24 protein-coding genes are annotated in these 26,531 nt (G+C 64.9%); 8 read left to right on the forward strand and 16 right to left on the reverse strand.

From position 1 onward, the window contains the following. Positions 1 to 261 precede the first annotated feature (261 nt). The 4 genes from BC1002_RS00865 to icmF all read left to right on the forward strand — a co-directional run bounded on the left by BC1002_RS00865 (position 262) and on the right by icmF (position 7,020). Positions 262 to 783 carry a hypothetical protein gene (locus BC1002_RS00865; protein ID WP_041734256.1) on the forward strand — a complete coding sequence of 174 codons (522 nt, stop codon included), beginning with the start codon at positions 262 to 264 and terminating at the stop codon, positions 781 to 783. A gap of 555 nt (positions 784 to 1,338) precedes the next feature. Next, the gene (locus BC1002_RS00875) at positions 1,339 to 2,424 is read left to right on the forward strand and encodes a porin (RefSeq protein ID WP_013088183.1); all 1,086 of its coding nucleotides are present in this window, start codon (positions 1,339 to 1,341) and stop codon (positions 2,422 to 2,424) included. Between the two features lie 152 nt (positions 2,425 to 2,576). Beyond that, complete coding sequence (locus BC1002_RS00880; RefSeq protein WP_013088184.1) at positions 2,577 to 3,509, forward strand: LysR family transcriptional regulator; 933 nt, start codon at positions 2,577 to 2,579, stop codon at positions 3,507 to 3,509. A 118-nt stretch (positions 3,510 to 3,627) separates the two neighbouring features. After that, on the forward strand, positions 3,628 to 7,020 hold the full coding sequence (gene icmF / locus BC1002_RS00885) for a fused isobutyryl-CoA mutase/GTPase IcmF (protein ID WP_013088185.1): 3,393 nt from the start codon (positions 3,628 to 3,630) through the stop codon (positions 7,018 to 7,020). A 38-nt stretch (positions 7,021 to 7,058) separates the two neighbouring features. Here the strand turns inward: icmF and BC1002_RS00890 are convergent, their stop codons facing one another. Then, positions 7,059 to 8,018: an NAD(P)H-dependent flavin oxidoreductase gene (locus BC1002_RS00890; RefSeq protein ID WP_013088186.1), complete on the reverse strand. Its 960-nt coding sequence runs from the start codon at positions 8,016 to 8,018 to the stop codon at positions 7,059 to 7,061. A 314-nt stretch (positions 8,019 to 8,332) separates the two neighbouring features. On the opposite strand from BC1002_RS00890, the gene BC1002_RS00895 reads away from it, so the two are divergent. Beyond that, positions 8,333 to 9,223, forward strand: coding sequence for an alpha/beta fold hydrolase (locus tag BC1002_RS00895; RefSeq protein ID WP_013088187.1), 891 nt, complete (start codon positions 8,333 to 8,335; stop codon positions 9,221 to 9,223). Between the two features lie 38 nt (positions 9,224 to 9,261). Here the strand turns inward: BC1002_RS00895 and BC1002_RS00900 are convergent, their stop codons facing one another. After that, positions 9,262 to 9,732 (reverse strand): Lrp/AsnC family transcriptional regulator, encoded by a 471-nt coding sequence (locus tag BC1002_RS00900; protein ID WP_013088188.1) that lies wholly within the window; start codon positions 9,730 to 9,732, stop codon positions 9,262 to 9,264. Between the two features lie 113 nt (positions 9,733 to 9,845). Between BC1002_RS00900 and BC1002_RS00905 the strand changes: the two genes are divergently transcribed. Next, a complete protein-coding gene (locus BC1002_RS00905; RefSeq protein WP_013088189.1) occupies positions 9,846 to 10,784 on the forward strand; it encodes a DMT family transporter in 939 nt (312 codons plus the stop codon). 297 nt (positions 10,785 to 11,081) lie between these two features. Here the strand turns inward: BC1002_RS00905 and BC1002_RS00910 are convergent, their stop codons facing one another. From BC1002_RS00910 to BC1002_RS00935, 6 genes are all read right to left on the reverse strand, one after another. Then, a complete protein-coding gene (locus BC1002_RS00910; protein ID WP_013088190.1) occupies positions 11,082 to 11,999 on the reverse strand; it encodes an MBL fold metallo-hydrolase in 918 nt (305 codons plus the stop codon). Then, positions 11,996 to 12,469, reverse strand: a complete 474-nt coding sequence (locus BC1002_RS00915) for a MaoC family dehydratase (RefSeq protein WP_013088191.1) — start codon at positions 12,467 to 12,469, stop codon at positions 11,996 to 11,998. The genes BC1002_RS00910 and BC1002_RS00915 overlap by 4 nt, the downstream gene beginning before the upstream one ends. Next, complete coding sequence (locus tag BC1002_RS00920; protein ID WP_013088192.1) at positions 12,466 to 12,711, reverse strand: DUF1289 domain-containing protein; 246 nt, start codon at positions 12,709 to 12,711, stop codon at positions 12,466 to 12,468. Before BC1002_RS00920 ends, BC1002_RS00915 begins: the two co-directional genes overlap by 4 nt. Before the next feature lie 5 nt (positions 12,712 to 12,716). Then, positions 12,717 to 13,238: a YbaK/EbsC family protein gene (locus tag BC1002_RS00925; protein ID WP_013088193.1), complete on the reverse strand. Its 522-nt coding sequence runs from the start codon at positions 13,236 to 13,238 to the stop codon at positions 12,717 to 12,719. Positions 13,239 to 13,272: 34 nt separating this feature from the next. Continuing rightward, complete coding sequence (locus tag BC1002_RS00930) at positions 13,273 to 14,199, reverse strand: hydroxymethylglutaryl-CoA lyase (protein ID WP_013088194.1); 927 nt, start codon at positions 14,197 to 14,199, stop codon at positions 13,273 to 13,275. 116 nt (positions 14,200 to 14,315) lie between these two features. Beyond that, positions 14,316 to 15,257, reverse strand: coding sequence for a 2-hydroxyacid dehydrogenase (locus tag BC1002_RS00935; protein ID WP_013088195.1), 942 nt, complete (start codon positions 15,255 to 15,257; stop codon positions 14,316 to 14,318). A 311-nt stretch (positions 15,258 to 15,568) separates the two neighbouring features. Between BC1002_RS00935 and BC1002_RS00940 the strand changes: the two genes are divergently transcribed. Together BC1002_RS00940 and BC1002_RS00945 are read left to right on the forward strand one after the other, a co-directional pair. Next, the gene (locus BC1002_RS00940) at positions 15,569 to 16,171 is read left to right on the forward strand and encodes an RBBP9/YdeN family alpha/beta hydrolase (protein ID WP_013088196.1); all 603 of its coding nucleotides are present in this window, start codon (positions 15,569 to 15,571) and stop codon (positions 16,169 to 16,171) included. Between the two features lie 100 nt (positions 16,172 to 16,271). Further along, positions 16,272 to 17,309: a sulfate ABC transporter substrate-binding protein gene (locus BC1002_RS00945; RefSeq protein ID WP_013088197.1), complete on the forward strand. Its 1,038-nt coding sequence runs from the start codon at positions 16,272 to 16,274 to the stop codon at positions 17,307 to 17,309. A gap of 107 nt (positions 17,310 to 17,416) precedes the next feature. Here the strand turns inward: BC1002_RS00945 and bioB are convergent, their stop codons facing one another. The 8 genes from bioB to BC1002_RS00985 all read right to left on the reverse strand — a co-directional run bounded on the left by bioB (position 17,417) and on the right by BC1002_RS00985 (position 26,530). Beyond that, complete coding sequence (gene bioB, locus BC1002_RS00950; protein WP_013088198.1) at positions 17,417 to 18,517, reverse strand: biotin synthase BioB; 1,101 nt, start codon at positions 18,515 to 18,517, stop codon at positions 17,417 to 17,419. A gap of 52 nt (positions 18,518 to 18,569) precedes the next feature. Further along, on the reverse strand, positions 18,570 to 19,310 hold the full coding sequence (bioD, locus tag BC1002_RS00955) for a dethiobiotin synthase (protein ID WP_013088199.1): 741 nt from the start codon (positions 19,308 to 19,310) through the stop codon (positions 18,570 to 18,572). Beyond that, complete coding sequence (gene bioF / locus BC1002_RS00960; protein ID WP_013088200.1) at positions 19,307 to 20,491, reverse strand: 8-amino-7-oxononanoate synthase; 1,185 nt, start codon at positions 20,489 to 20,491, stop codon at positions 19,307 to 19,309. Before bioF ends, bioD begins: the two co-directional genes overlap by 4 nt. Continuing rightward, the gene (gene bioA, locus BC1002_RS00965) at positions 20,491 to 21,852 is read right to left on the reverse strand and encodes an adenosylmethionine--8-amino-7-oxononanoate transaminase (RefSeq protein ID WP_013088201.1); all 1,362 of its coding nucleotides are present in this window, start codon (positions 21,850 to 21,852) and stop codon (positions 20,491 to 20,493) included. The genes bioF and bioA overlap by 1 nt, the downstream gene beginning before the upstream one ends. A gap of 443 nt (positions 21,853 to 22,295) precedes the next feature. Further along, the gene (locus BC1002_RS00970; protein WP_013088202.1) at positions 22,296 to 23,603 is read right to left on the reverse strand and encodes a dienelactone hydrolase family protein; all 1,308 of its coding nucleotides are present in this window, start codon (positions 23,601 to 23,603) and stop codon (positions 22,296 to 22,298) included. Between the two features lie 622 nt (positions 23,604 to 24,225). Beyond that, on the reverse strand, positions 24,226 to 24,681 hold the full coding sequence (locus BC1002_RS00975; RefSeq protein WP_013088203.1) for a YchJ family protein: 456 nt from the start codon (positions 24,679 to 24,681) through the stop codon (positions 24,226 to 24,228). 7 nt (positions 24,682 to 24,688) lie between these two features. Next, complete coding sequence (locus BC1002_RS00980; RefSeq protein WP_013088204.1) at positions 24,689 to 25,819, reverse strand: acyl-CoA dehydrogenase family protein; 1,131 nt, start codon at positions 25,817 to 25,819, stop codon at positions 24,689 to 24,691. A gap of 33 nt (positions 25,820 to 25,852) precedes the next feature. Beyond that, complete coding sequence (locus BC1002_RS00985) at positions 25,853 to 26,530, reverse strand: SDR family oxidoreductase (protein WP_013088205.1); 678 nt, start codon at positions 26,528 to 26,530, stop codon at positions 25,853 to 25,855. Position 26,531: the final 1 nt, after the last annotated feature.

Raw genomic sequence — 26,531 nt, forward strand, 5'->3', positions numbered from 1 at the left:
CCCCGGCAAGCCGCAAAGGCTCACCCGCACAACGGCTCCGCCGCGGAAAAACGCCGCAGTAACAGGGTGTTACATCCACCGACGAGACCTAACACTTTTTGGCTCGACACCCTCTCCCCACGCCCATAAATTACTCAGTCAAAGGCCGCAGGGATGCCCTGCGCCGCGGCAGCCACGCGGCGCTTTTCTCCTCCCGCAACAGGTCCATCGCAGCTCGAACGGTGGATTTCAGGCAAGTCTTCGGGCGTGAGAGTCACAAAGGTGGACGGGTTGTCGAGAACGAGGCACTGGGCGTGGGGCGCGGTCATCGCCGTGCTGTGCTCGTTCGCGTATGCGAAGGGGCCGGGTGCGCCGCATGGCGGCGGTGCTGATTCGCATCACGCTGGCGGGCACCCGCCGCGCATGGAGGTGCGCGGCGACGGCCATTACGCCGACGCGAATGGTGCGCATGGTCCGCGCGGCTTGCGCGATCCGATGGTTGCTCGTGACTCACGCGCGCAGCGCGGCAATCCGAATATCGCGGACGCCAACTTCGGCTATGGCTTCGGCAGCTACAAGTCCGGCATTCGCCGTGTTGGCGATCCGTCCAGCTACGCCGGCGCGATCACGCCGGTCAGCGCGGAGTCGCGTCCGGTGCCGCATCCCCCGTCGAATATGCCGATGCGCAACGGCTCGATCCGCGCCGACGTCGCCCGCTATAACGAAGAGCGCGGCGCCCCGCGTCCGATGCAACGCCCAGCCGACGATCCGCGGCAGCCGGGCGGTTCACCCTATCGCAATTAGCTGAGCGCGGTTTACCTGATCGTCCTGCGCCATGTGGGCCACGTTCGCCGCTACCTGAACGGGTGAGCTGTCGGCTTTACACGGGACGCGACCCATATCGCCTGTCGCAAAAACCTTCCTCCAGATCCCTTCCCGCGATCCCTCGCGCGCCTTCCTCTGCGCCCGACCGCCGAATCTGACGTTTCGACGCCACACTTTTTTGAAAACGCTCGGCATCGAAGTATTGGTCAGCGTCAAATCTTGGCATTCTGCCGCGTCGCGACATCGGCCCGTCCTTTAAGGCGTTCTCACACGCTGTGGCGCGCCGTTCGCCGCATGCCGCATTGCGTTCGCCGCGCGCGCCACCGTCCGCTCAAAGTGTCGTATCAAGCCGATAACCGACCAAACTAATCAGACCGATATACCCGCAATAAGCAGCGATATTTTTGTTTATAAAAATGGTCCGCAAAGATGGACGCGCCCAGATTGACTCGACGATCGAACGGATAACAACAACGTTTCGCGCGAGCGCCCCTTTCGCACAGCCACACCTTTTTGACAAAGATTGGAGAACCCATGAACACAAGCCTCAGCACCGTGCTGAAGACTACTCTGAAGGCCACCGCATGCGTCGCCGCGCTGGCGAGCGCATCGTCGGCGTTTGCGCAATCGAGCGTGCAGCTTTACGGCCAGGTCGACGAATGGGTCGGTGCGCAGAAGTTTCCGGGCGGCAAGACCGCGGTAGTCGTGTCGGGCGGTGGCATGTCGACGTCTTACTGGGGCTTCAAGGGGACCGAGGATCTGGGCAACGGCTACAAGGCGATCTTCACGATCGAAGGCTTCTTCCGCGCGCAAACCGGCGAGTACGGCCGCTTCACCGGCGACACGACGTTCTCGCGTAACGCGTACGTCGGTATCGAAGCGCCGTGGGGCACCGTGACCGCCGGCCGGCTGACGACGCCGCTGTTCGTATCGACGATCCTGTTCAATCCGTTCGTCGATTCGTACGTGTTCTCGCCGATGGTCACCCACGTGTACCTCGGCCTCGGCACGTTCCCGACCTACACGACCGACCAGGGCGTGACCGGCGACTCGGGCTGGAACAACGCAGTGTCGTATGCGACGCCGAATTTCAACGGCCTGTCGGCGACGGCGATGTACGCGCTCGGCAACACGACCCAGAACGGCGCGAAGAAGTGGAGCGGCCAGGTGCTGTACTTCCACGGCCCGTTCGCGGCAACCGCGGTGTATCAGTACGTGAATTTCAACAACGTGCCGGGTGACCTCGGCAGCTTCGAAACCTCGGGCGTGCCGGGTCTGCGCAGCCAGAGCGTCGCGCAGGCGGGCGTGTCGTACGACCTGAAGTTCGTCAAGCTGTACGGCCAGTACATGTACACGTACAACGACCAGCAGGTCACGAGCTGGCATGTGAACACGGGGCAGGGTGGCGTCACGGTGCCGTTCGGGCCGGGCTCGGTGATGGCGTCGTATGCGTATTCGCGTAACGGCGGCGGTTCGAACCAGACGCGCCAGACGGCGGCGGTCGGCTACGACTATCCGCTGTCCAAGCGCACCGACGTCTACGCCGCGTACATGTATGACCACATCACCGGCCAGTCGAGCGGCAACACCTACGGCGCGGGGTTGCGCGCGAAGTTCTGAGCTCGATTTTCCAGTCTCACCGCAAAAGCCCGCGTTCCGCCCGGAACGCGGGCTTTGTCGTTTTCGGCGCGGTCGAATACGAGCGTTTGCTGCCGTCCCTTTGATAAACCCGGCAAAATGGCGTCGATTGATTCCTGAAGCGAGTGACTCAGATGGACACCCTCGTCAGCATGAAAGTGTTTCGCCACGTGGTCGAAGCCGGTAGCTTCGTCGGCGCGGCAGAGAAGATGGAGATGTCCGCGGCGATGGCGAGCAAGCACGTGATGCATCTGGAGCAACAGCTCGGCGCGCGGCTCCTGAACCGCACCACGCGCCGCGTCGCGCCGACCGAGGCGGGGCGCGAGTACTACGAGCGGCTGAGCCAGGCGCTCACCGAGCTCGACGAGGCCGGCCAGGCGGTCGGCGCGGCGAGCGTCGTGCCGCACGGGCGGCTGCGGGTGTCGTCGTTATCGGCGTTCGGCCTGAATCACGTGATGGCTGCGGTCGCGGACTACGCGGAGCAGTATCCGCAGGTCACCGTCGACATGACGCTGTCCGACCGCGTCGTCGAGCTGATCGACGAGGGTTTCGACGTCGCGATCCGCGCCTCGCCGGGCGGGCTTAAGTCGTCGTCGCTGATCGCGCGGCAGATCGCGACTGCGCATCTGGTGCTGTGCGCGTCGCCCGCCTATCTGCGCAAGCATGGCACGCCGAAGAGCGTCGCCGATCTCGCGCGCCACAACTATCTGCAGTACGCGGGCGTGTCGGCGCTCGAAGTCGCGACCGGCGACGCGAGCTCGCGCGTGCGCCTGTCGGGCAACCTGATCGTCAACCAGCTCGAGGCGCAGCGCGTGGTCGTGCTGCTCGGCGCGGGCATCGCGATGCTGGGCACCGAGGTGATCGGCAGCGATCTCGCGGAAGGACGGCTCGTGCCGCTGCTCGTCGACGAAGTGCCGCCGCGCGAGTTGCCGATCCACGTCGTCTACACGAGCCGGCGGCATCTGTCGGCCAAGGTGCGCTCGTTCGTCGATTTTCTGGCGGCGCGGTTCGCGAACGAATCGCTGTGGCCGTCGCTTGACGAGATCAAGGCGTTGGCTGTGCGGTAGCGTTTCACGAAGCACCTCACGGACGCCGCCAATCGGCCGCCCGGCGCCCCGGCGCCGTCTTACCCCGTTTCTATATACTGACTGTCAACACCCATCAGTTAAATGAATTGGGGGAGACATGACCGATCTGTCCACGCCGCAGCGTGCCGGCAGCCACGAACTGCCCGCGGGCCGGCGCCTGCGCTTCGTCACCGCCGCCGCACTGTTCGACGGCCACGACGCGTCGATCAACATCATGCGGCGCATCCTGCAGGCGAGCGGCGTCGAGGTGATCCACCTGGGCCACAGCCGCTCCGTCGCCGAAGTCGCGACCGCCGCGCTCAACGAGGACGCCGACGGCGTCGCCGTGTCGAGCTACCAGGGCGGCCACAACGAATACTTCCGCTATCTCGTCGAGTTGCTGCGTGCGCGCGGCGGCGAGCGCATCAAGGTGTTCGGCGGCGGCGGAGGCGTGATCGTCCCCGAGGAGATCGCCGCGCTCGAACGCGACGGCGTCGAAAAGATCTACTCGCCGCACGACGGCCAGCGGCTCGGCCTGCAAGGCATGATCGACGACATGATCGCGCGCTGCGTCGAAGGCGCGCGCGCGGCCGATGCGGCGCGGCCGACGCCGGTGCGCGAATGGCTCGCCGAGCTGGCCGCGCGGCCGTTGCCGCTCTGCTTCGAGACCAATGCTCCGAACGGCGGCACTCCCCCAGGCTTGCACACCGCCGATCCCGCCGCGCCGATCTTCCGCCGCCTCGCGCAACTGATCAGTGCGTTCGAAACGAACAGCGTCGACGCCGCCGCACGCGACCAGCTTTCGACACTGGCACAAACCACGCGGGTTCCCGTGCTCGGCATCACCGGCACCGGCGGCGCGGGCAAGTCGTCGCTGACCGACGAGCTGATCCGCCGCTTCCGGCTCGACTACGACGACACGCTGAACATCGCCGTGCTCGCGATCGATCCGTCGCGCCGCAAATCCGGCGGCGCGCTGCTCGGCGACCGCATCCGCATGAACGCGATCGGCGATTGGGGCGGCGGCGACCGTCGCGGCGCCCGCGTCTACATGCGTTCGATGGCGACGCGCGAGGCATCGACCGAACTCTCCGATTCACTGCCCGCCGCGCTGATGCTGTGCAAGGTCGCGGGTTTCGATCTGATCGTCGTCGAGACCTCGGGGATCGGTCAGGGCGATGCGGCGATCGTGCCGTTCGTCGACGAATCGCTGTACGTGATGACGCCGGAGTTCGGCGCCGCGAGCCAGCTCGAGAAGATCGACATGCTCGACTTCGCGAGCTTCGTCGCGATCAACAAGTTCGATCGCAAAGGCGCGCAGGATGCGCTGCGCGACGTCGCAAAGCAGGTGCAGCGCAATCGCGCGGACTTCGCGACATCGCCCGACGCGATGCCGGTATTCGGCACGATCGCGTCGCGCTTCAACGACGACGGCGTGACCGCGCTGTACCTGCGCATCGCCGCTGCGCTGCGCACACACGGCCTGCGCGACGGCGGCGCACGGCTGGGCGCGCCGGAAGGCCTGCGCTTTTCGAGCAACCTGCACGCGATCGTGCCGCCCGCGCGCGTGCGCTATCTGGCCGACATCGCGCAGACGGTGCGCGGCTATCGCGAGCGGGCCGACGCGCAGGCGCAGATCGCGCGCGAGCGTTGGCAGCTCGTCGAGACGCGCCGCATGCTCGGCGAGGCGGGCAACGACGCCGCGTCGCTCGACGCGCTGATCAAGCAACGCGACGCCGCGCTCGGCGAGCGCGAACGCAAGCTGCTCGATGCGTGGCCGCAAACAGTGGCCGCCTATGCCGGCGACGAACACGTGGTGCGCATCCGCGATCGCGAAATCCACACCGCGCTGACGGTCACGACGCTGTCCGGCTCCGAAATCCGCAAAGTGTCGCTGCCGAAATTCGTGGATCACGGCGAGATCCTGCGCTGGCTGATGCTCGACAATCTGCCCGGCTATTTCCCGTTCACCGCCGGGGTATTTCCGTTTCGCCGCGAGAACGAGGACCCCACGCGCATGTTCGCGGGCGAGGGCGATCCGCAGCGCACCAATCGGCGCTTCAAGCTGCTGTCGGAAGGCATGCCGGCCAAACGGCTCTCCACCGCGTTCGACTCGGTGACGCTGTACGGCGAGGAGCCGCACGAGCGCCCGGACATCTATGGCAAGGTCGGCAATTCGGGCGTGTCGGTCGCGACGCTCGACGACATGAAGACGCTGTACGACGGCTTCGACTTGTGCTCGCCGGAAACCTCGGTGTCGATGACGATCAACGGCCCCGCGCCGACGATCCTCGCGATGTTCTTCAACGTCGCGATCGATCAGCAGATCGCTTTGAAAGAGCAACAGCAAGGCCGCCCGCTGAGCGAAGCCGAACTCGCCGCAGCGCGCCGCGCTGCGCTCGAAAACGTGCGTGGCACCGTGCAAGCCGACATCCTGAAGGAAGACCAGGGGCAGAACACCTGCATCTTCTCGACCGAATTCAGCCTGAAGGTGATGGGCGACATCCAGGCGTATTTCGTCGAACACGGCGTGCGCAATTTCTACTCGGTGTCGATTTCGGGCTATCACATCGCCGAGGCCGGCGCGAACCCGATCTCGCAGCTCGCCTACACGCTCGCCAACGGCTTCACATACGTCGAGGCCTATCTCGCGCGCGGCATGTCGATCGACGACTTCGCGCCGAATCTGTCGTACTTCTTCTCGAACGGCATGGACCCGGAGTACACGGTGCTCGGCCGCGTCGCTCGACGCATCTGGGCGATCGCGATGCGGGAGCGCTACGGCGCGAACGAGCGCAGCCAGAAGCTCAAATATCACGTGCAGACGTCAGGACGCAGCCTGCACGCGCAGGAAATCGATTTCAACGACATCCGCACGACGCTGCAGGCGCTGATCGCGATCTACGACAACTGCAACTCGCTGCACACCAATGCGTTCGACGAAGCGATCACGACGCCGACCGAGGAATCGGTGCGCCGCGCGGTCGCGATCCAGCTGATCATCAATCGCGAATGGGGGCTGGCGAAGAACCAGAATCCGAATCAGGGCAGCTTCGTGATCGATGAGCTGACCGATCTGGTCGAGGAAGCGGTGCTCGCCGAGTTCGAGCGGCTTACCGAGCGCGGCGGCGTGCTCGGCGCGATGGAAACCGGCTATCAACGCGGACGGATTCAGGACGAGTCGATGCTGTACGAGCATCGCAAGCACGACGGCTCGTATCCGATCGTCGGCGTGAACACGTTCCTGAGCGCGCATCCGCATGAAGCGCCGCGGCCTCTGGTGCTGGCGCGCTCCACCGACGCGGAAAAACAGAGTCAGCTGCGGCGGTTACGCGATTTCCAGACGCGCCATCGCGACGCCGCGCCTGAAGCGCTCGAATGCCTGAAGCGCGCGGTGATCGATGACGGCAACGTGTTCGCGGTGTTGATGGACGTGGTGCGCGTATGTTCGCTCGGGCAGATCACCCACGCGCTGTTCGAGGTGGGCGGGCAGTATCGGCGGAATATGTAGGCCGCGAGGGGCGGCCCGGCCCGCTCCCGTTGGACACGTCAGCGCGCGATGCCGAGCCGCGCCTTCGCGTCGTCGTATTCTTTCTTCAGACGCCGCACGAGTTCGGCGACGTCGGGCACGTCGTCCATCAGGCCGACGCCCTGGCCCGCGCCCCAGATGTCCTTCCACGCCTTGGCCTTTTCGCTGCCGAAGTTCATCTTGGTCTTGTCCGATTCGGGCAGCGCGTCGGGGTCGAGCCCCGCGTTCAGAATGCTCTCGCGGATGTAGTTGCCATGCACGCCGGTGAACAGGTTCGTGTAGATGATGTCCGACGCCTTCGCGTTGATGATCGCCTGCTTGTAGCTGTCGACCGCGTGCGCTTCTTTGGTCGCGATAAAGCGGGTGCCCATGTACGCGAGGTCCGCGCCCATCGCCTGCGCGGCGAGAATCGAGCCGCCGTTCGCAATCGAGCCCGACAGCACGATCGGGCCGTCGAAAATGCGCCGCACCTCGCCGACCAGCGCGAACGGCGAAGTGGTGCCCGCGTGGCCACCCGCGCCCGATGCAACCAGAATCAGCCCGTCGACGCCGGCGTCCAGCGCCTTCTGCGCATGACGCAGATTGATCACGTCGTGCAGCACGATGCCGCCATAGCTATGCACTGCATCGACGATCTCGCGCGCCGGCGCGCGCAGGCTGGTGATGAAGATCGGCACCTTGTGCTCGACGCAGATGCGCACGTCGTGTTCGAGCCGCGCATTCGACTGATGGACGATCTGATTGACCGCGATCGGGCCGATCACCGCATCCGGGTTCGCGGCCTCGTGCTCGGCGAGTTGCGCCTGGATCTGCGTGAGCCACTCGTCGAGCAGCTCGGCCGGGCGCGCGTTGAGGGCAGGGAACGAGCCTACGATACCGGCCTTGCACTGTGCCAGCACGAGTTCGGGATAGCTGACGATGAACATCGGTGAAGCGACGACGGGCAGCGCGAGGTTTTGCAGAACGGCGGGCAATGCCATGGTGCGAGTCTCCAGATTGGGCAAACCGGTGCGACGGGGCGTCCGGGGGCATGGATGAGTTTAGCGGCACAAGGCTTGCGGGATGTCGACCGGCGACTGCGTGTGGCAATCGCACCAAACCGGCATACCGAAATCGTGGTAATCATTTAAGAACGATCGTTCGATTATAGGCGAAGCGGACGCCCCCCGCTCGGCAGGCCGATTGAAACGGTTCGAAGGAGTATTCAGGTTCCATGTCTGCGTGGGTTATCCCACCTCGCACGGACCTGTCGGCCTTCTACAATGCACGGACCTCAAACGATCAACGAGACGTCATGGCCTTCGAAAATTTCACGCCTTTTCGTGTCGCCGTCGGCGATGTCGATATTTTCGGAGTGAAGGGCGGCGCCGGGCCGCCTCTGCTGCTGCTGCACGGCCATCCGCAATCGCATCTGATCTGGGAACGCTGCGCCGAGCCGCTCGCGCAGCACTTCACGGTGATCGCAACCGATCTGCGCGGCTATGGCGCATCGGGTAAACCGTCGAGCGATGCCGGGCACACGCCGTATTCGAAGCGCGCGATGGCCGCCGACCAGGTCGCGGTGATGCGCCACTTCGGTTTCGAGCGCTTCCTCGTCTGCGCGCACGATCGCGGCGCGCGCGTGGCGCACCGGATGGCGCTCGATCACGCCGATGCGGTCGAGCGTTTGATGCTGCTCGATATCGCGCCGACGCTCGCGATGTACGAAGCCACTGACCGCACGTTCGCGACGCATTACTTCCACTGGTTCTTCCTGATTCAGCCCGAGCCGCTGCCCGAAACGTTGATCGGCGCGAATCCGGCCGCCTATGTGGACGCGGTGATGGGCGGACGTCACGCGGGTCTCGCGCCGTTCGATCCCGCCGCGCTCGACGCCTATCGCGCAGCGCTCGCGCAACCGGGCGCGGTGCACGCGATGTGCGAGGACTATCGCGCGTCGGCGAGCATCGACCTTGAACATGATCGCGCGGATATCGAGCGCGGCAACAAGATCGGCTGTCCGCTGCGCGTGCTGTGGGGCGACAAGGGCGTGATCGAAAAATGCTTCGATGCGCTCGACGAATGGCGGCGTGTCGCGCGCGACGTGAGCGGTCGCGCGCTAGCGTGCGGGCACTATCTGCCCGAGGAAGCGCCGGACGAACTTGTCGCCGAGATGCTGTCGTTCTTCGAGGCGGTTGAACAATAAGCAACGGGCCGCTTCGATCGGCCCTCGTTCGACCTTTGTCAGCCGAGCGGCGGCAGCCGCCGCGTGACCGGCGTCGACTTGACGATCGCGGTGCTGGTCTCCGCGCGCTCGGTCACTTTCGACAGGATCTCATCGAGCTGCTCGATCGAATGCAGGTACAGGCGGCAGATGAAACAGTCGTCGCCGGTCACCTTGTCGCATTCGACGAACTCCGGAATGCGCCGGATCACTTCCTCCACCAGATGCAGCTCGCCAGGCAGCGGCTTCACGCGCACGATCGCCTGCAGCGTGAACCCGAGCGCGCGCGGATCGATCTGCACGGTGAAGCGCTCGATCACGCCCTGCGCTTCGAGCCGCCGCACGCGCTCGGCCGTGCTCGGCGGCGATAAGCCGACGACGCGCGCGAGTTCGCTGACCGGCTGGCGCGCGTCCTGCGCGAGCGCGGCGAGCAGTGCGCGGTCGGTGTCGTCGAGTGCTATCGGTGCGATCGAAGCAAGGCGTTTGCTCATGATGGCCTTCGTTTACGAGGTAGAAATGCAGTAACGCTTAAGTTTAGCCATATATTCGGGCGCGCGGATTATTTACACTGCAAGTCATGTAGTCATCAATCCGGGATCGAATCATGGCTTCAAACAAGGCTTCAGCGACGACCACGAGCAGTTCGTCCAGCGACATCCGCCGCGGCGCGGCCGAGATGAGCATCGCGATGCTGATGTCGGGCACGATCGGCTGGCTCGTCGTGTCGTCGCAGCAAAGCCCATTTAACGTGGTGTTTTTTCGCTGCATTTTCGGCGGCGCGACGCTCGCGCTCGTGTGCGCCGTGCTCGGCCTGTTCCGCCGCGAGCTGTTTTCGTGGAAGATGCTCGGCCTCGCACTACTCGGCGGCGCGGCGATCGTCGTGAACTGGGTGCTGCTGTTCGCCGCGTATTCACGCGCGTCGATTTCGATGGCGACGGCCGTCTACAACACGCAGCCGTTCATGCTTGTCGGGCTCGGCGCGCTGGTGTTCCGCGAGCGCATCAGCGCATCGACGATCGCGTGGCTCGTGGTCGCGTTCGTCGGGCTGGTGTTCGTCGTAAAGGTCGAGCCGGCCGTGCTCGCGGTGCCGGGGCAATATCTGGTCGGCGTCGCCTATGCGGTCGGTGCGGCGGCGATGTACGCGGTGTCGTCGATCATCACGAAGCGGCTGAAGGGCACGCCGCCCCATCTGCTCGCGTTGATCCAGGTGTCGCTCGGCGTGTTGTTGCTCGCGCCATTCGTGCGCTTCGACGCGTTGCCGGCAAGCGGCGTGCAGTGGCTCGAACTGGTCGTGCTCGGCGTCGTCCATACCGGTCTCATGTACGTGCTGCTGTATGGCGCGATCCAGAAGCTGCCGACGTCGATGACGGGCGCGTTGTCGTTCATCTATCCGGTGGTCGCGATCATCGTCGACCGGCTTGCGTTCGGACAGACGCTCGCATGGATTCAGGTGCTTGGCGCCGTGCTGATTCTGCTGGCGGCGGCGGGCGTCAATCTCGGGTGGCGGATCGTGCCGCAGAAAAAGCGCTTGTCATCCACGTAATGCCGATTCGGCGCTCGATCGGATATTGCCAGGGATTCCGGAATAAGGCGTGCATCGAACGCCTAACGCAGCTTGATGACAGAAGATGTATGCATTTGTAAAACGCGGTGTCAATTTTCTGTAGGGAAATCACCGATGCGTTGCGAATATTCGCGCGGGTATCATTGATGTCGACGCTGATCACGTCCACACAGATGTTCCGCCGCTCGCCTTGTCGAGCGGCTTTCTTTTTGTAGCAACGGTTTTGGGTTCCAGTGCGCTGTTCCACTGCACCGGCCGCATGTGCCGATCACACGTTCAACGCCGCGCGAGAATGCGTGTGCCGTCCACTTCGAGCGGTCCGCCGTTTGCCGCGAGTTCCCCGATCATTCCCTTCAGCAACGTTGGCCATTCGCTGCGTGGCTTCAGCATCGACGCGGCGGCGCGCATCACGGACGCGTCGTCGAGCATGCGCAAAAGCGTGTCCACGCTCATCTCGCGGACTTCGAGCAGCTTGAATACGATCAGCACTTTCAGCGCGTTCTTCGCGTTGCGCGCGGGGTCGGCACGCAACCTGGCGACGCGCGACATCGCGCGTTCGAGCGCTGGACCGACATGCGTGAACGGCGCGCCGTGGCCAGGGATCACGACCCGCACGTCGAGTGTCGCGATCATGTCGAGTACGGCCTGCTGCTCGGCGAATCCGCTTTCGCCTTCGAGTTCGGGAAAGATCACGCCGAAGCCGTTTTCCCATAGCGCGTCCGCGCTGATCAGCAAGCGTTCGTCCGCGCAATAAAGCATCAGCGAATGCGGATCGTGGCCCGGCGCGCCGAGCACCTGCCAGTCGAGCGCGCCGATCCGCAGGTGTGCGCCGGATGCGAGCGTGCCGGTGAAGCCGAAGCGCTCGCAGGTTTGACCGGTCGCGCGAAAGCTGAGGCGCGTTTCGTCCCAGTCGCGCACGGCATCGGCTTCGGATAATGGAATCAGCGTGCGGCACGGCCATGTGGCCTGCAACAGCGCGTTGCCGCCGCAGTGATCCGAATGCAGATGCGTGTTGATGATCAGATCGAGCGGCCGCGTGTGCAACGCGTTGCGCACCAGCGCGACCGTCTGCGAAGCGTGCGTCGCATAGCCGGTATCGACGAGCGCCGCGCAGGCGTCGTCGACGAGCAGCACATTGTTCGACGACAGCCAGCCGCGCTCGAACACCCGGATCGATGCGGGTAGTGCGATCATGGGGTGGCCGTTCTCGATTGCGCGTGCTCGACCGCGTCGGGCTTCGGCATCACGAGGATCGTCGACGTACCCGTCAACATCAGCTCGCCGCCCTGATTGACCACCGTGCCTTCGAGGTAGGTCAGATCGCCGTTCAGGCTCGGCTTCCAGTGAGCGTCGCGCACACGCCATGTGATTGTCAGCGTGTCGTGCGCCTGCACCGCCTTCTTCAGCTTGATATCGAATTCGAGGCCGAGCGGCTGCGCGTAAGTAGAGAAATGCGTGGCGAGCAACGCCATGAAATATGCGGTGGGTTGCGTGCCCGACGCGATCAGCCCGCCAAAGCGGCTTTGCGCGGCATACGCTTCATCGTGATGCAGCGGGTTCAGATCGACGACGAGCGTCGCGAACGATTTGATCGAATCCACTGACAACTCGAGCGTCGAACTGAACGTCTCACCGAGCGTGACGACGCGCGGCGCGGCTTTCATTGCTTCTCCTTCGTCGCCGATGTCGTGCGGCTAGCGATGAATTCCGCGTGGCGCGCTTCGATCGTATCCCAGACCGCGCGCTTTTCGTCGTCGTCGAACGTCGACCAGCCGGCGATTTCGTCGATCGTGCGCAGGCATCCTTCACACCAGCCCGTCGACGCATCCATCCTGCACACGTTGATGCACGGCGACGGCACGGAGCCGTCGCCGGCTTTTTGTTCGTAAGGCTTACTGCTCGCCATCGTGTTCAGGCCGTCTCGCGCAACGCGACATCGACGACCGGCGCGCCCGTCAGCGCGATCAGCTCCTGCGCGGTCAGGTTGAACACCGCGTGCGGATGACCGGCGGCCGCCCACAGGCTCTCCAGCTCGAGCAGATCGGCATCGATCAGCGTGACCGGCTCGGTCGCATGACCGACCGGACACACGCCGCCGATCGCATAGCCGGTCTTTTCACGCACGAACTTCGCATCCGCGCGGCCGATCTCGCCGACTTGCGCGGCCACTTTCTTTTCGTCGACGCGATTCGCGCCGCTCGCGATCACGAGCACCGGGGCGTCGTCTTCGCGGCGCCGGAACAGGATCGACTTCGCGATCTGCGCGACCGAGCAGCCGAGTCCAGCGGCCGCTTCGGCGGAAGTCTTGCCGGTTTCCGGCAGCATCACGATTCGTCCCGCGTGACCGCGTTCGCGCAGCAGCAGCGCGACGCGGCGTGCCGAGTCGGGCAGCGCGGCGAGATCGTCGGAGTCGAAGGACGCGAGGTCGTTCATCGTTGGAAATCCTGATTCAAGATGGATGGAGCGTTTATACGCAGGTATTCGCTTCGCTGCGCGCCTTCGCGAGCAGCGCTTTGCCGGCGCGCGACACGTTGGCCCGGCCGATCGCGTTCGAAATGAAGTCGCCGATTTCGACCACCTGGGCGAGGTCGATGCCGGTCTCGATGCCGAGGCCGTTCATCAGATACAGCACGTCTTCGGTCGCGACGTTGCCGGTCGCGCCCTTCGCGTACGGGCACCCGCCGAGCCCCGCGACCGACGCATGAAAAATCTCGATGCCTTCGAGCAACGCCGCGTAGATGTTCGCAAGCGCCTGGCCGTAGGTGTCGTGGAAATGTCCCGACAGATGCTCGCGCGGAAACACTTCGGTCACCGCCTCGAACACTTCGCGGGTGCGCTTCGGCGTGCCGACACCGATCGTGTCGGCGATATCGATCTCGTCGCAGCCGAGCGCCGCGAAGCGCTTGACGACGTCGACCACCGACGCGACCGGCACCTCGCCCTGATACGGGCAGCCGAGCGCGCACGACACGCTGCCGCGAATTCGCAGGCGATGCTCTTTCGCCGCTGCGGCAACCGGCGCAAAGCGCTCGATGCTCTCGGCGATGCTGCAGTTGATGTTCTTCTGCGAGAACGCCTCGCTCGCCGCGCCGAAGATCACGATCTCGTCGGCCCGCGCGGCGAGCGCGCCTTCGAAGCCGCGCAGGTTCGGCGTCAGCACCGAGTAGATCGTGCCGGCGCGGCGCTCGATGCCGGTCATCACATCGGCGCCGTCGGCCATCTGCGGCACCCATTTCGGCGACACGAACGACGCCGCTTCGACGTTGCGAAAACCCGCCGCCGACAGTCGGTTGATCAGTTCGATCTTGGTCGCGGTCGGGACGAATTCCTTCTCGTTCTGCAGTCCGTCGCGCGGACCCACTTCGACGATTTTCACTTGTTGCGGTAACGACATGATGTGTCTCCGATCCGATGCGGCTTTATCGCAGTCCCATACCGGATGGGTGCTGTCGCGTTGCCGAATTTCAATTCAGCCCGCGCCTTTGCGACTCGCGCGGGCGCGGGTTTCACTCAGTAGCCGCGTTCCAGCTGCACTGCGCCGCTTACCTGCTCACCACGCATCATCGCGCCGATCTTGTCCGCGACCTGCGCGACGCTGTCCTCGCGCAATGTCAGCGCCGACGTGTGCGGCGTGATCGTGATGCGCGGCTCGCACCAGAACGGATGATCGGCGGGCAGCGGTTCCTCGCGGAACACGTCGAGCGTCGCGGCGGCGAGCTGGCCGCTCGCGAGCGCGGCGAGCAGATCCGCTTCGACCAGATGCGCGCCGCGCGCGACGTTGATCAGATATGCGCCGCGCGCGAGCTTCGAGAAGACTCGCGCATTCAGCACGCTTTCCGTGTCCGGTGTATGCGGCAGCAGATTGACGAGCACCTTCGCGCCGTCGAGGAAGCTATCGAACTGCGCGTCGCCGGCGAACGTCGCGATACCGTCGATCTGCTTCGCGCTGCGGCTATAGCCGCGCACCGGCAGGCCGAACGAAGCGAGCGTTTGCGCGACCTGCGTGCCGAGCACGCCGAGCCCGAGCACGCCCACCGTGAACGTTGCGCGTGGATGCGGCTCGAGCACTTTCCAGCGGCGCTCGCCTTGCAGCATCTGATATTCGTCAAAGCGGCGCAGATAGCGCAGCACCGCATGCGTTACATACTCGGCCATCTGCGCGCCCATGCCGGTATCTTCGAGGCGAATCAACGGCACCTCGGGCGGCAACGTGCCGGGGTGCGCGCGTTCGAGCGCGAGAATCGCGTCGACGCCCGCGCCGAGATTGAAGATCGCGCGCAGCGTGGTGCGGCCGGCCAGCATCTCGCGCGGCGGACGCCAGACCACCGCGAAATCGGCTGGCGCGTTGTCGCCGGGCTGCCATTCGCGCAGCTCGGCCGCGGGCAAGGCGCGCGCGAAGTCGTGCAGCCAGGCGGCGGCTTCGGTGTGCGGTGCGTAGAAGAGTATTTTCATGCGGTACGGATTGCGGCGGCGTCGATCTGAGCATCAGCGGGGCGGACTGTCAGCGCGCCTCGGCGATCGGGCGACGCGAGCGGCCTCGGGTCTCCTCCCGTTGAAGTAGGCTTCATTCTACTTTTTCGACGCAAATCGCGCGCGTCTGCGCACGCGCGTGCGCTTCGGGATGCGTAGGTCGCGCGTCGAGTCGGCACGTAACGGCGCATTTCTTCGTTTGCCCCATAACCAAAGCACAAAATCTTGGTTCATCGACGCGCGACCGAGCGGGACAATGATCGCCCGCATTCCCTGCGCAGCGAGGCACGCACATGCTTTCATGCACCCGATCGAGCTGGCCGCCACGGCTCGTCACCGTTCCCGGCCTGCACGGCAGCGAAGGCACGCATTGGCAAACATGGCTGGAGCGGCAGTTCGCGCGCTCGTTGCGCGTCGAGCAGGCCAACTGGGACGCGCCCGATCTCGCGCTATGGGCGAAGTCGTTGCGGGATCTGCTCGCGCGCGAACGCGGTCCGTTCGTGCTGGCCGCGCACAGCTTCGGCTGCCTTGCGACTGCGCATGCGTTGCAGCAGGGCGCGCTCGCCAGCGACGTGGTCGGCGTGCTGTTCGTCGCGCCCGCGAGTCCGCGCAAGTTCGAATTCGCGGGACCGTTCGACGCACGGCGTGTGGGCGTGCCGTCGATCCTGATCGGCAGCGAAACCGATCCGTGGATGACGCTTGCCGATGCGCGCGATCTCGCGCAGCGTTTCGGCAGCGCGTTCGTCAATCTCGGCGATGCGGGGCATATCAACACGGCAGCGGGCTTCGGTCCGTGGCCGCGCGCGAAGTACTTCATCGATACGCTCGTGCATTGCGCGGCGCCGCTGCGCTTTCGCGAGGAGGCGATCGATAGCGCGCAGCATGCGCTCGTGTGAGCACCCGCTGCGACGCGCGCGAGGTAAGCAATCCGTTAGAATCCCGCGTCACGCCGCGTATGCGCGGCTACAGGTTTTATCATCGACAGACGGGGAAACAATGAAGGGCAACACGGGGACATCACGCCGGCTCAAAGCGGGCGTCACGGCTGGCATCACGGTAATTGCGCTCGCGTTCGGCGGCGTCTCGACGGCGCGTGCGGATACGTCGCTGCTGAACGTGTCGTACGACGTGACGCGCGAGCTGTACAAGGACATCAACGCGGGCTTCATCGCGGACTACAGGCAGAAGAGCGGCGAGACGGTGTCGGTGCGGCAGTCGCACGGCGCGTCGAGCGCGCAGGCGCTGTCGGTGCTGCAGGGTCTGCAGGCCGACGTGGTGACGATGAACCAGCCGAACGACATCGATCTGCTCGCCGAAAAGGGCCACCTGGTCCCGGCCGACTGGCGCGCGCGTTTGCCGGACGATAGCGCGCCCTACACGACGACGATGGTGTTCCTCGTGCGCAAGGGCAACCCGAAGCACATCAAGGACTGGGACGACCTCGCGAAGCCGGGCATCCAGGCGGTGATCGCTAATCCGAAGACGTCGGGCAACGGACGTTATACGTATCTGGCCGCGTGGGGTTATCGCAAGCAGCACGGCGGCACCGATGCGCAGGCGCTCGACTTCGTGAAGGGGATCTTCCGCAACGTGCCGGTGCTCGATACCGGCGGCCGAGGAGCTACGACGACGTTCACGCAGCGCGGTATCGGCGATGTGCTCGTCACGTTCGAGAACGAAGTGTCGTTGATCGATACGGGTGTCGGCGCGGGCAGCTATGAAGCGGTGTATCCGTCGGTGAGTTTGCTCGCGGCGCCGCCGGTGTCGATCGTCGATAAGGTCGTCGACAAGCGTGGCACGCGCAAGCAAGCGCAGGCGTATCTCGACTATCTGTGGTCGCCGGCCGCACAGGAGATTATCGCGCAGCATCATCTGCGTCCGCGCGACAAGAACGTGTTCGCGAAGCACGCGGCCGAGTTCAAGCCGATCAAGACGTTCACGGTCGAGCAGATGTTCGGCAGCTGGCAGAAGGCGCAGGACACGCACTTCTCCGATGGGGGGACGTTCGATCAGATTATTGTTGATCGGAAGTAAGCGCCGGGATTTGCGCAAAAAGAAAAGGCTGCCTCGCAAAACGAGGCAGCCTTTTTTATCCCTGCACGCTTAGCGCATGCGAGTTACCGATGCAGCCGTTCCGCGACTCAGTTCGCCGCGCCGTGATCCTCATGCCCATGCGCGCACCCGCGCTCACAATCACTCTTCTCGACCGGCATCTGCTGCGCAGCCTCAGCGCGAATGCCCAGACGCGCGAGCAGCTGGCGGTCCGCTTCTGCCTGCGGGTTGCTCGTGGTCAGCAACTGATCGCCGTAGAAAATCGAATTCGCGCCCGCGAGGAAGCACATTGCCTGCAAGGCCTCGTCCATCTGCTCGCGACCGGCGGATAGACGCACCATTGCGCGCGGCATCGTGATGCGCGCAATCGCGATCGTGCGCACGAATTCGAACGGGTCGATCGGTTCGGTGCCGGTCAGCGGCGTGCCTTGTACCTGCACCAGATTGTTGATCGGCACCGATTCCGGATACGGCTCCATGTTCGCGAGCTGCGCGATCAGCCCCGCGCGTTCGCGACGCGATTCGCCCATGCCGACGATGCCGCCGCAGCACACGTTGATGCCCGCGTCGCGCACGCGCTCCAGCGTGTCGAGGCGATCCTGGTAGGTGCGCGTCGAAATGATCTGGCCGTAGAACTCCGGCGACGTATCGAGGTTGTGGTTGTAGTAGTCGAGGCCCGCATCACGCAACGCTTGCGCCTGGTGCGTTTCGAGCATGCCGAGCGTCACGCAGGTCTCGAGGCCCATCGCCTTCACGCCGCGAATCATGTCCTTGATCGGCTCGAGGTGGCGGTCCTTCGGATTGCGCCACGCGGCGCCCATGCAGAAGCGCGTCGCGCCGTTGTCCTTTGCCAGTTTCGCTGCGGCGAGCACTTCGTCGACCGGCATCAGTTTGTCGGCCGCGAGACCGGTGTCGTGATGCACCGACTGCGGACAGTACGCGCAATCCTCTTCACAGCCGCCGGTCTTGATCGACAGCAGCGTCGACAGTTGCACTGCATTCGCGTCGAAATGCTCGCGATGCGTTTGCTGCGCGCGAAACAGCAGGTCGTTGAACGGCAGTTCGTACAACGCGACGATATCGGCGACGCGCCAGCGCGCGAGCGGCTTCGCTTCAGTGGCGGCGGCAGTCGGATTGCCGTTGGCGGCGCTCGTGTCGGCGCTGCCCGCTGCGATGTTTAGTTGTGTCATGTGATCGATCCTCGTGTACGGATGAAATGGGGTTCGGCGTTGCTGGGCAGCGCTATGCCGCGCGAAACTGGCGCAGCGTTTGCAGAAGCCGTCGAATGTCGAGTTGTTCGGCCGCAAGCTCCGGCGACAGCGGGCTGATATGCGGCACGATACCGAGCAGCGGGGCGTCGTACGTTTGCGCGAGATGCGCGCGAATCGACGCGATGTTTTCGTCGGGGAAGATCATATCCGGGTCGATGCGGTTCGCGACCCAGCCCGCGAGCGTGAGACCGCGCGCGGCGATCGCTTCTGCGGTCAGCAGCGCATGGCTGATGCAGCCGAGCCGCATGCCGACCACCAGCACCACCGGCAGCTTCAGCGCGACGGCGAGATCAGCGGTGTCCTGCGTCGCGGTCAACGGCACGCGAAAACCGCCGACTCCTTCGACGACGACGACCTCGGCGAGCTTCAGCGCGTCGCGATGGCACGCAACGATGTGGTCGAGATCGAACGAGACGTTTTCCAGCGCCGCAGCGATGTGCGGCGCGGCCGGTTCCTTCAGCAGATACGGCGTGCGGATAGCAGGCGGCAGCAGCACGCTCGATGCGGCATCGAGTTGATCCGCGTCTTCGTTGTGCAGCACGCCGTTTACTTCGAATGCGCCCGCCGCGATCGGCTTCATCGCGGCCGCTTGCAGACCTTCACGCACGAAGCCGCGCAATAGCGCCGACGACACGAAGGTCTTGCCGATTTCAGTATCGGTGCCAGTGACGAACAGCGACAGTGCGCCGCCATCGTTAGTCAGGTTGCTCATGCGGCGCGCGCTCCGACTTGTTGCAGCGCGGCTTCGAGCCGGTCGAGATCCGCATGCGAGTGCGCGGCCGACAGCGAGATGCGCAGGCGCGACGTGCCGGTCGGCACGGTCGGCGGACGGATTGCGGGCACCCACAGCCCCGCGCGATCGAGCGACGCGGCGATGTCGAGCGTCGCATCGTTCGCGCCGATGATCAGCGGTTGAACGGCCGTATGCGAATCGACGGGCAGCCACGGCGTTGCCTTCAGCATCGCGCGCGTGCGCTCGATAAATTGCTGCAGATGCGCGCGGCGCGCATCGCCTTCGTCGCCGCCGATGATGCGCAGGCTCGCCGACACCGCATGCGCGGCGGCCGGCACCGACGCGGTCGTGAAGATATACGGACGCGCGCGCTGCACGAGCCATTCGATCACGGTCGCATGCGCGACCACGAACGCGCCGGAAACGCCCGCCGCCTTGCCGAGCGTGCCGATCGAGATCAGATGCGGCGAGCGCAGCGCGGCTTGCGCGATCGCGCCGCGGCCTTGCGGACCGAGTACACCGAAGCCGTGCGCATCGTCGACGATCAGCCAGGCGCCGTGCCGCTCCGCGAGTTCGAGCAAACGCGGCAGCGGCGCGATGTCGCCGTCCATGCTGAACACCGTGTCGGAGACGATCACCTTGACGTCCGCTTCCGACGCTTCGAGCATCGCGCTCAACGCATCCATGTCGCAGTGCGGGTAGATCTGCACATCGGCGCGTGACAGCCGCGCACCGTCGATCAGCGACGCATGATTGAGCGCATCGGAGAACAGCGTCGTGCCGCGGCCCGCGAGCGAGGTCAGCGTCGCGAGGTTCGCCATATAGCCGGTGCTGAAATACAACGCGCGGGCATCGTCGACGAAGCCGCCGGCGAATGCCGCGAGATCGTCTTCGAGCTGCGCATGCGCGCGCGAATGACCGCCGAGCAGATGCGAGCCGCCGCTGCCCGCGCCATACAGCCGCGCGCCTTCGGCGATCGCCTCGATCAACTGCGGATGCGCGGCGAGGCCCAGATAGTCGTTGCTCGCGAAGCCGATGATTTCGCGGCCATCGACCGTCATGTGCGCGGCGCAGGGTGTGTCCGCGGTGCGGCGGCGGCGGCGCAGGCCGCGCGCGTCGATTTCCTTCAAGCCTTCGGCGAGTGTGTCGAGCAGATGCATCAGCGGGCCCCCGCGACCGTGGCGTCGAAGGTGTCGCGTGTGCGCGCGGCGAGCAGCGCGAGTTCTTCGTCGTCGAGGATGTACGGCGGCATCAGGTACACCGTGGTGCCGATCGGGCGCAACAGTAGCTCGCGTTCGAGAGCGTTTTCGAAGAAGCGGCGCGAGAATGTTTTGGCTCGCTGAGGCTCGTCGATCACCGCATCGAACGCGAAGATCGTGCCGCGCTGACGCAGATCGCGCACCTGCGCATGCTCGGCGAGCGGCGCGAGCGCGGCCTCGAGCGTCGCTGATTTGCGCGCGTTGGCGGCGAGCACGTCGTCGCTCGCGAACAGATCGAGCGTCGCGAGCGCGGCGCGGCACGCGAGCGGATTGCCGGTGTACGAGTGCGAATGCAGGAAGCCGCGCGCGGTATCGTCGTGATAGAAGGCCGCGAAGATCTCGTCGCGCGACAGCACGATCGACAGCGGCAGATAGCCGCCGCTGATGCCTTTCGACAGACACAGGAAATCGGGCCACACGCCTGCCTGTTCGCATGCGAAAAAGGTGCCGGTGCGGCCGCAGCCGACCGCGATTTCGTCGGCGATCAGATGCACGCCGTACTGGTCGCACAGCGCGCGCAATCCGGCGACGTACGACGCGTCGTGCATCGCCATGCCGGCCGCGCACTGCACGAGCGGCTCGACGATCAGCGCGGCGATGCGGTTCGCGCGCGCCTCGAACAGCGCGCGCACATTGTCGAGCGCGCGGCGCGCGACGTCGGCAGCGGTTTCGCCTGCTTGCGCGAGTCGTGCATCGGGCGATGCGACGACGTGAGCGTGACGAATCAGCGGATCGTACGCGTCCTTGAACAGCGCGACGTCGGTGACGCCGAGCGCGCCGATCGTCTCGCCGTGGTAGCTATTGGCAAGGCAGACGAATTCCTGCTTGTCGGCGTAGCCCCGGTTGCGCCAGCTGTGAAAGCTCATCTTCAGCGCGATCTCGACCGCCGACGCGCCATCCGACGCGAAGAAGGCGTGGCCGAGCGTGTTGCCGGTCAACGCGTGCAGACGTTCGGCGAGCTCGACGGCGGGTTCGTGCGTGCAGCCGGCGAGCATCGCGTGTTCGAGCGTATCGAGCTGATCTTTCAGCGCCGCATTGATGCGCGGGTTCGCGTGACCGAACAGATTGACCCACCACGAACTGATCGCGTCGAGATAGCGATGACCCGCGCGATCGTATAGCCATGCGCCTTGACCGCGCGCGATGGGAATCAGCGGCAGACGTTCGTGATGCTTCATCTGCGTGCACGGATGCCATACCGCGCGAAGGCTGCGGGCGACCCAATGTTCAGGGGCGACCGGGGGGGCTGCTGAATTTTCCAAAGAGGTACTCCGAGGTGCTTTTATGCCACGCACGCGAGGGCGATTTCAAGCCTTTTTGAAAGGCGTTTCGCGTTGTTCCGCCGACCTGTTCAAGTCGCGAGGAGTGAGCCTTGGCGAGTGCGCGGGGTCGAGATTAGCGGTTTATTCCGTCGCGCGCATCAGCTGCGAAACGCGCGTTTTTCGCCGTGGCGTCGAGGTTTGCCGCTGTTCGATGCAGCTCGTTCGATTTCGGGATGGAAGCTCGCTAATCGACGGAGATAGCGACGTCAAAGTAATGGGCTATTACTGGCGAGATTTGTGGTGAAGAGGTGTTTTTGCATGAGCGCGGCGTGAGCGCGCGCTGCTGTGATGGTGCAACAGCGGCCAGAATGCAAAAAGGCCTGCTGAATCAGCAGGCCTTCGACACGTCGGAACCGAACTCAAATCCAGATGCTATGTATACCTCATTCCCGGCTCGCAATTGCTTTCCGGCCATTCGCATCGGCATCACCCGCATCCGCCGTCTGCGAGTTCTGATTGCCCCACACGACCGAGTTATCGACCGCATACAGCCGGCACGGATCGGAGCTCTGCTTCTGGCAATTCGCCACCGCCACCGACATCGGATCGTCGCCGCCCTCGGCCCACGACCACGCGCCCGAATCCGACACCGCGAATGCGCGGCTCGGATACTGATGCAGGAAGTTGCGATAGCCATTGCGACCCTCGTTGTCGAGGAACGGCACCGCGTCGACGGCGTCGAGCGCGGCGAAGCCGGTTGCCTGCGGCGCGGCCGGATCGGCGACGTGATACTGCACGGCCGTCGGCATGCCGGCGCGCGCGAGGAACGCTTCGACGGCCGGCCACCATACGCGCACGCCGTCGCGGTCGCCGACCAGCCGATGCGCGTCGTTCTTGTACTTGCCGAAGTCGACCATCTTCACGCTCGCGCCGTGCGCGCCATACGCGGCGTACATGCCCGCGACGAGCGGCGCGTTCCACACCGAATCGTTATCGCCATAGAGCCACAGCGATGGCACCGTGGACTTCTCACCGTACGCGCCGAATGCGCGCGTCAGGTTGCCTTGCCAGTCCTCGCAGGTGTCCTGGCGCAGGCCGCCCGAGAAATTGATCAGCGCGCGCACGCCGGGCGCCGCTTCGGTGCCGTACGCAATCGTCGCGAGTCCGCCATGCGAGGTGCCGGCCACCGCGATGTGCGCCGCGTCGACGTAAGGTTGCTTCGACATGTAATTGATCGTGGCTGCGACGTCGCCAGCCTGGCCGAGGCCATTGCGCTCGACGTCGCAGCCGTCCTGCTCGTACACGCCGTCCGAGTGACCGAAGCCCTGGCGGTTCGGCGCGACGACCACGTAGCCTCGGCGCACGAATTCGCGCGCGAACGGCAGCGGGTCGCTGCGTTCCTGCGTGCGCGGATCGCCCGGAATCTTGCCGTGGTTGAAGACGATCATCGGGAACGGGCCGGCGCCGTCCGGCTTGTAGATCGTGGTTTCGAGCGTGACTGTGCCGGCGGCGTCGACCGGCACGCGGATGATCTTTTCGTTCAGGTGAGCGGTGGGCAGGTAGACGTCGTCGTCGAGCGCGAGGCGCGGTACGCGGGCGCGCGACAGCGGTCCCTGGGTGTCACTGGCCGGCGTCGCGTTGTGTGCCGAAAGCGACGAGTAGGCGAGCGGATCGGCGTGCGCGATCGTGACAGCACACGTGGCCGCGGCGCAGATCGCCGCACACTTCGTCAGAACCTTGCTCAACACCATTGACGCACCTGCTTGAAAGACCTGTCCTGAACTCCGTGCTGTCCGGTTGCCAAAAACGCTGCTGACGTTCAGCTTTCGTTCGCGTTTTCGACACAAACAGACTCACTCACGTGCGTTGTGCGCAAAGCGCACGCACGCAAATCGAGATCGCACGGGATGAACCCAACGGCCGACGCGACCCCACGCGCCGAGGATGAGCGTCACTCGATGCTGCCGGAGCCCGCGCGGCACGCTTTCGATCAGCGGCCGGTCAGGCTTCCTTTGCATGTTGCGGAACTGGTGTGACCCGCTCTCGCAATGTGACGTCATGAAACTACGGACTCATCCTGGCACGACAATTTTGTTTTGTGCAATCAAGGAGAACCCGCGACGAAAAAATTGCTGCATGTGCGAATGAGGCCTCAAAGCCTTGCCAGGCAAGGACTGGGGAAATGTGGCGGGAGGCGGCAACTAAAGGTCATGTAAGTGCTGTGGTGCGAGGCCAACGAAAGAGCCTGCGTGAGTCGAACGAAAAAAAGGCCCTGGACGAGGGCCTTTAATGAAGTTTGTCGAGAGCGAGTGAAAGACATCGAAAGCCTCTACGCGTAATGCAGCGATTACTTAATCGACATTCGCTCTCCATTCACTCATTGACGTCGCCATCGACATACCGCCAGCGGCCATCACCGCCACGCAGAAAGCGGCTCAATTCATGCAGCCGATGCGCACGTCCCCCCACTTTGTAGCGGGCGATGAATTCAACGGTCGCGTGGTCGGCATCACTTTCGGCGAACGCTTTGATCTGCAGTCCGAGCCACCGCGGCGCGTCGGGTGCGGCGGGATCGACGTCGAGATCGGCAGGGCAGGTGCGGGGGTCCCACGTCGCGCGCAGGTAGGCGGTTGCACCGAGCACGTACGCGCTATAGCGCGAGCGCATCAGTTCTAGCGCGCGCGGCGCCGCTTCGCCGCCGTCGATATAGCGTCCGCAGCATTGCGCAAAACGCGGAGCTTTAGTCGCGGAGCCTCCGCGTGCGGCGGGCGCGGCGCCGCCGCATGGACAGTCGACAGGTCTTTGCAGTGACAACAATGGCTTATTCATTGAAATTTCAGTTGAGCGCGCGAGCGATCAGGATCTTCTGGATATCGCTCGTGCCTTCGTAGATCTGGCACACGCGCACGTCACGGTAAATCCGCTCGACCGGGAAGTCGCTCAAATAACCATAGCCGCCATGAATCTGCAACGCGGCTGAGCAGATTCGCTCGGCCGCTTCGGACGCGAACAGTTTTGCCATCGCGGCTTCGGTCAGACACGGTTGGCCCGTGTCCTTCAGCGACGCCGCGTGCCAGATCAATTGACGCGCGGCTTCGAGTTGCGTGGCCATGTCGGCCAAACGGAACTGCACTGCCTGGTGCGAGAACAGCGGCGCGCCGAAGCTTTCGCGTTCTTTTGCGTAAGTCAGCGCCGCTTCGAACGCGGCGCGCGCCATGCCGACGCTTTGCGCGGCGATGCCGATGCGCCCGCCTTCGAGTCCCGATAGCGCGATACGGTAACCTTCGCCTTCCGCCCCGATCAGATTCGCGGCGGGCACACGGCACTCCTCGAACACGATCTGCGCGGTGTCCGACGAATGCTGTCCGAGCTTGTCCTCGACACGCGCGACCACGTAGCCCGGCGTGCTGGTGGGCACGATGAACGCGCTGATGCCGCGCTTGCCGGCGGTCTTGTCGGTGACGGCCATCACGATCGCGACGTCGCCGTTTTTGCCACTCGTGATGAACTGCTTGACGCCGTTCAGCACGTACGCGGCGCCATCGCGCGTCGCGGTGGTGCGCAGCGCCGACGCATCCGAGCCCGCTTGCGGCTCGGTCAGGCAGAACGCGCCGAGCATCTCTCCGCGCGCGAGCGGCGTAAGCCAGTCGCGCTTCTGCGCGTCGTTGCCATAGGTGAGCAGGATGCTGCACACCGGGCAGTTGTTCACCGAGATCGCGGTCGAAGTGCCGCCGTCGCCGGCCGCGATTTCTTCGAGGATCAGCGCGAGCGCGAGCGCGTCCATGCCGGCGCCGCCATACGCGTCGGGCACCAGCACGCCATAGGCGCCGAGCTCCGCGAGCTGCCGATGCACGTCGCGCGGAAAGGTGCGCTCGCGGTCCCATTGCGCCGCGTACGGCGTGATCGCTTCGCGCACGAAGGTGCGCAGCGCGTCGCGCACCATCAGGTGGTCCTGGTCAAGCACCATGAGTGTGTCTCCGATCCGATGCAACCCGGTTGTCTACCAGTCGAGCTGCGTACCGTCGTGCTGAAAGAAGCGGCCGTGGAACGCATCACGCGATGCCGCCGCCTGCGCCAGCACCTCGCGCATGCCCGCGACGCTGCGCGCCGGATCGAGCGCGGCCTGCGCGCCGCCCATGTCCGTGCGCACCCAGCCGGGATGCAGCGACACGCAGGTCGCGCGTTGCGCGTCGAGCGACGCGAGCTTCAGCACGGCGTTCAGCGCCGCCTTGCTCGCGCGATACAGCCAGCCCGTCGTGCCGCTCGCATCGGCGATGCTGCCCATGCGGCTCGAAATCACCGCGAGCACGCCGTCCGTTTCCTCGACGAGCGGCAGCAGGATCGGCAGCAACTGCATCGGGCCGCGCACGTTCGTATGCATCACGTGATCGAAGTCCTCCGCGGTGATCGTCTCGATGCCTTCGGTGCGCGGACCGTACACGCCCGACACCAGGATCGCCGCATCGAGCCGTTCGCCGTCTAGCTTCCAGCCTAGCGCCGCGATCTCTTCGGGCGCGGTGACGTCGAGCATGAAGGTTTCGGCACCGAGCTCGTTGAGCGCGTCGAGCGCGGCGCCGTCGCGAGCGGTCGCGAGCACGCGCCAGCCGCTCTTTTTGTACTGCCGCACGAATTCCTGGCCGATGCCACGCGACGCACCGACGATCAACACTGCTTTCATC

Source organism: Paraburkholderia atlantica (assembly GCF_000092885.1).
Taxonomy (GTDB): Bacteria; Pseudomonadota; Gammaproteobacteria; order Burkholderiales; family Burkholderiaceae; genus Paraburkholderia; species Paraburkholderia atlantica.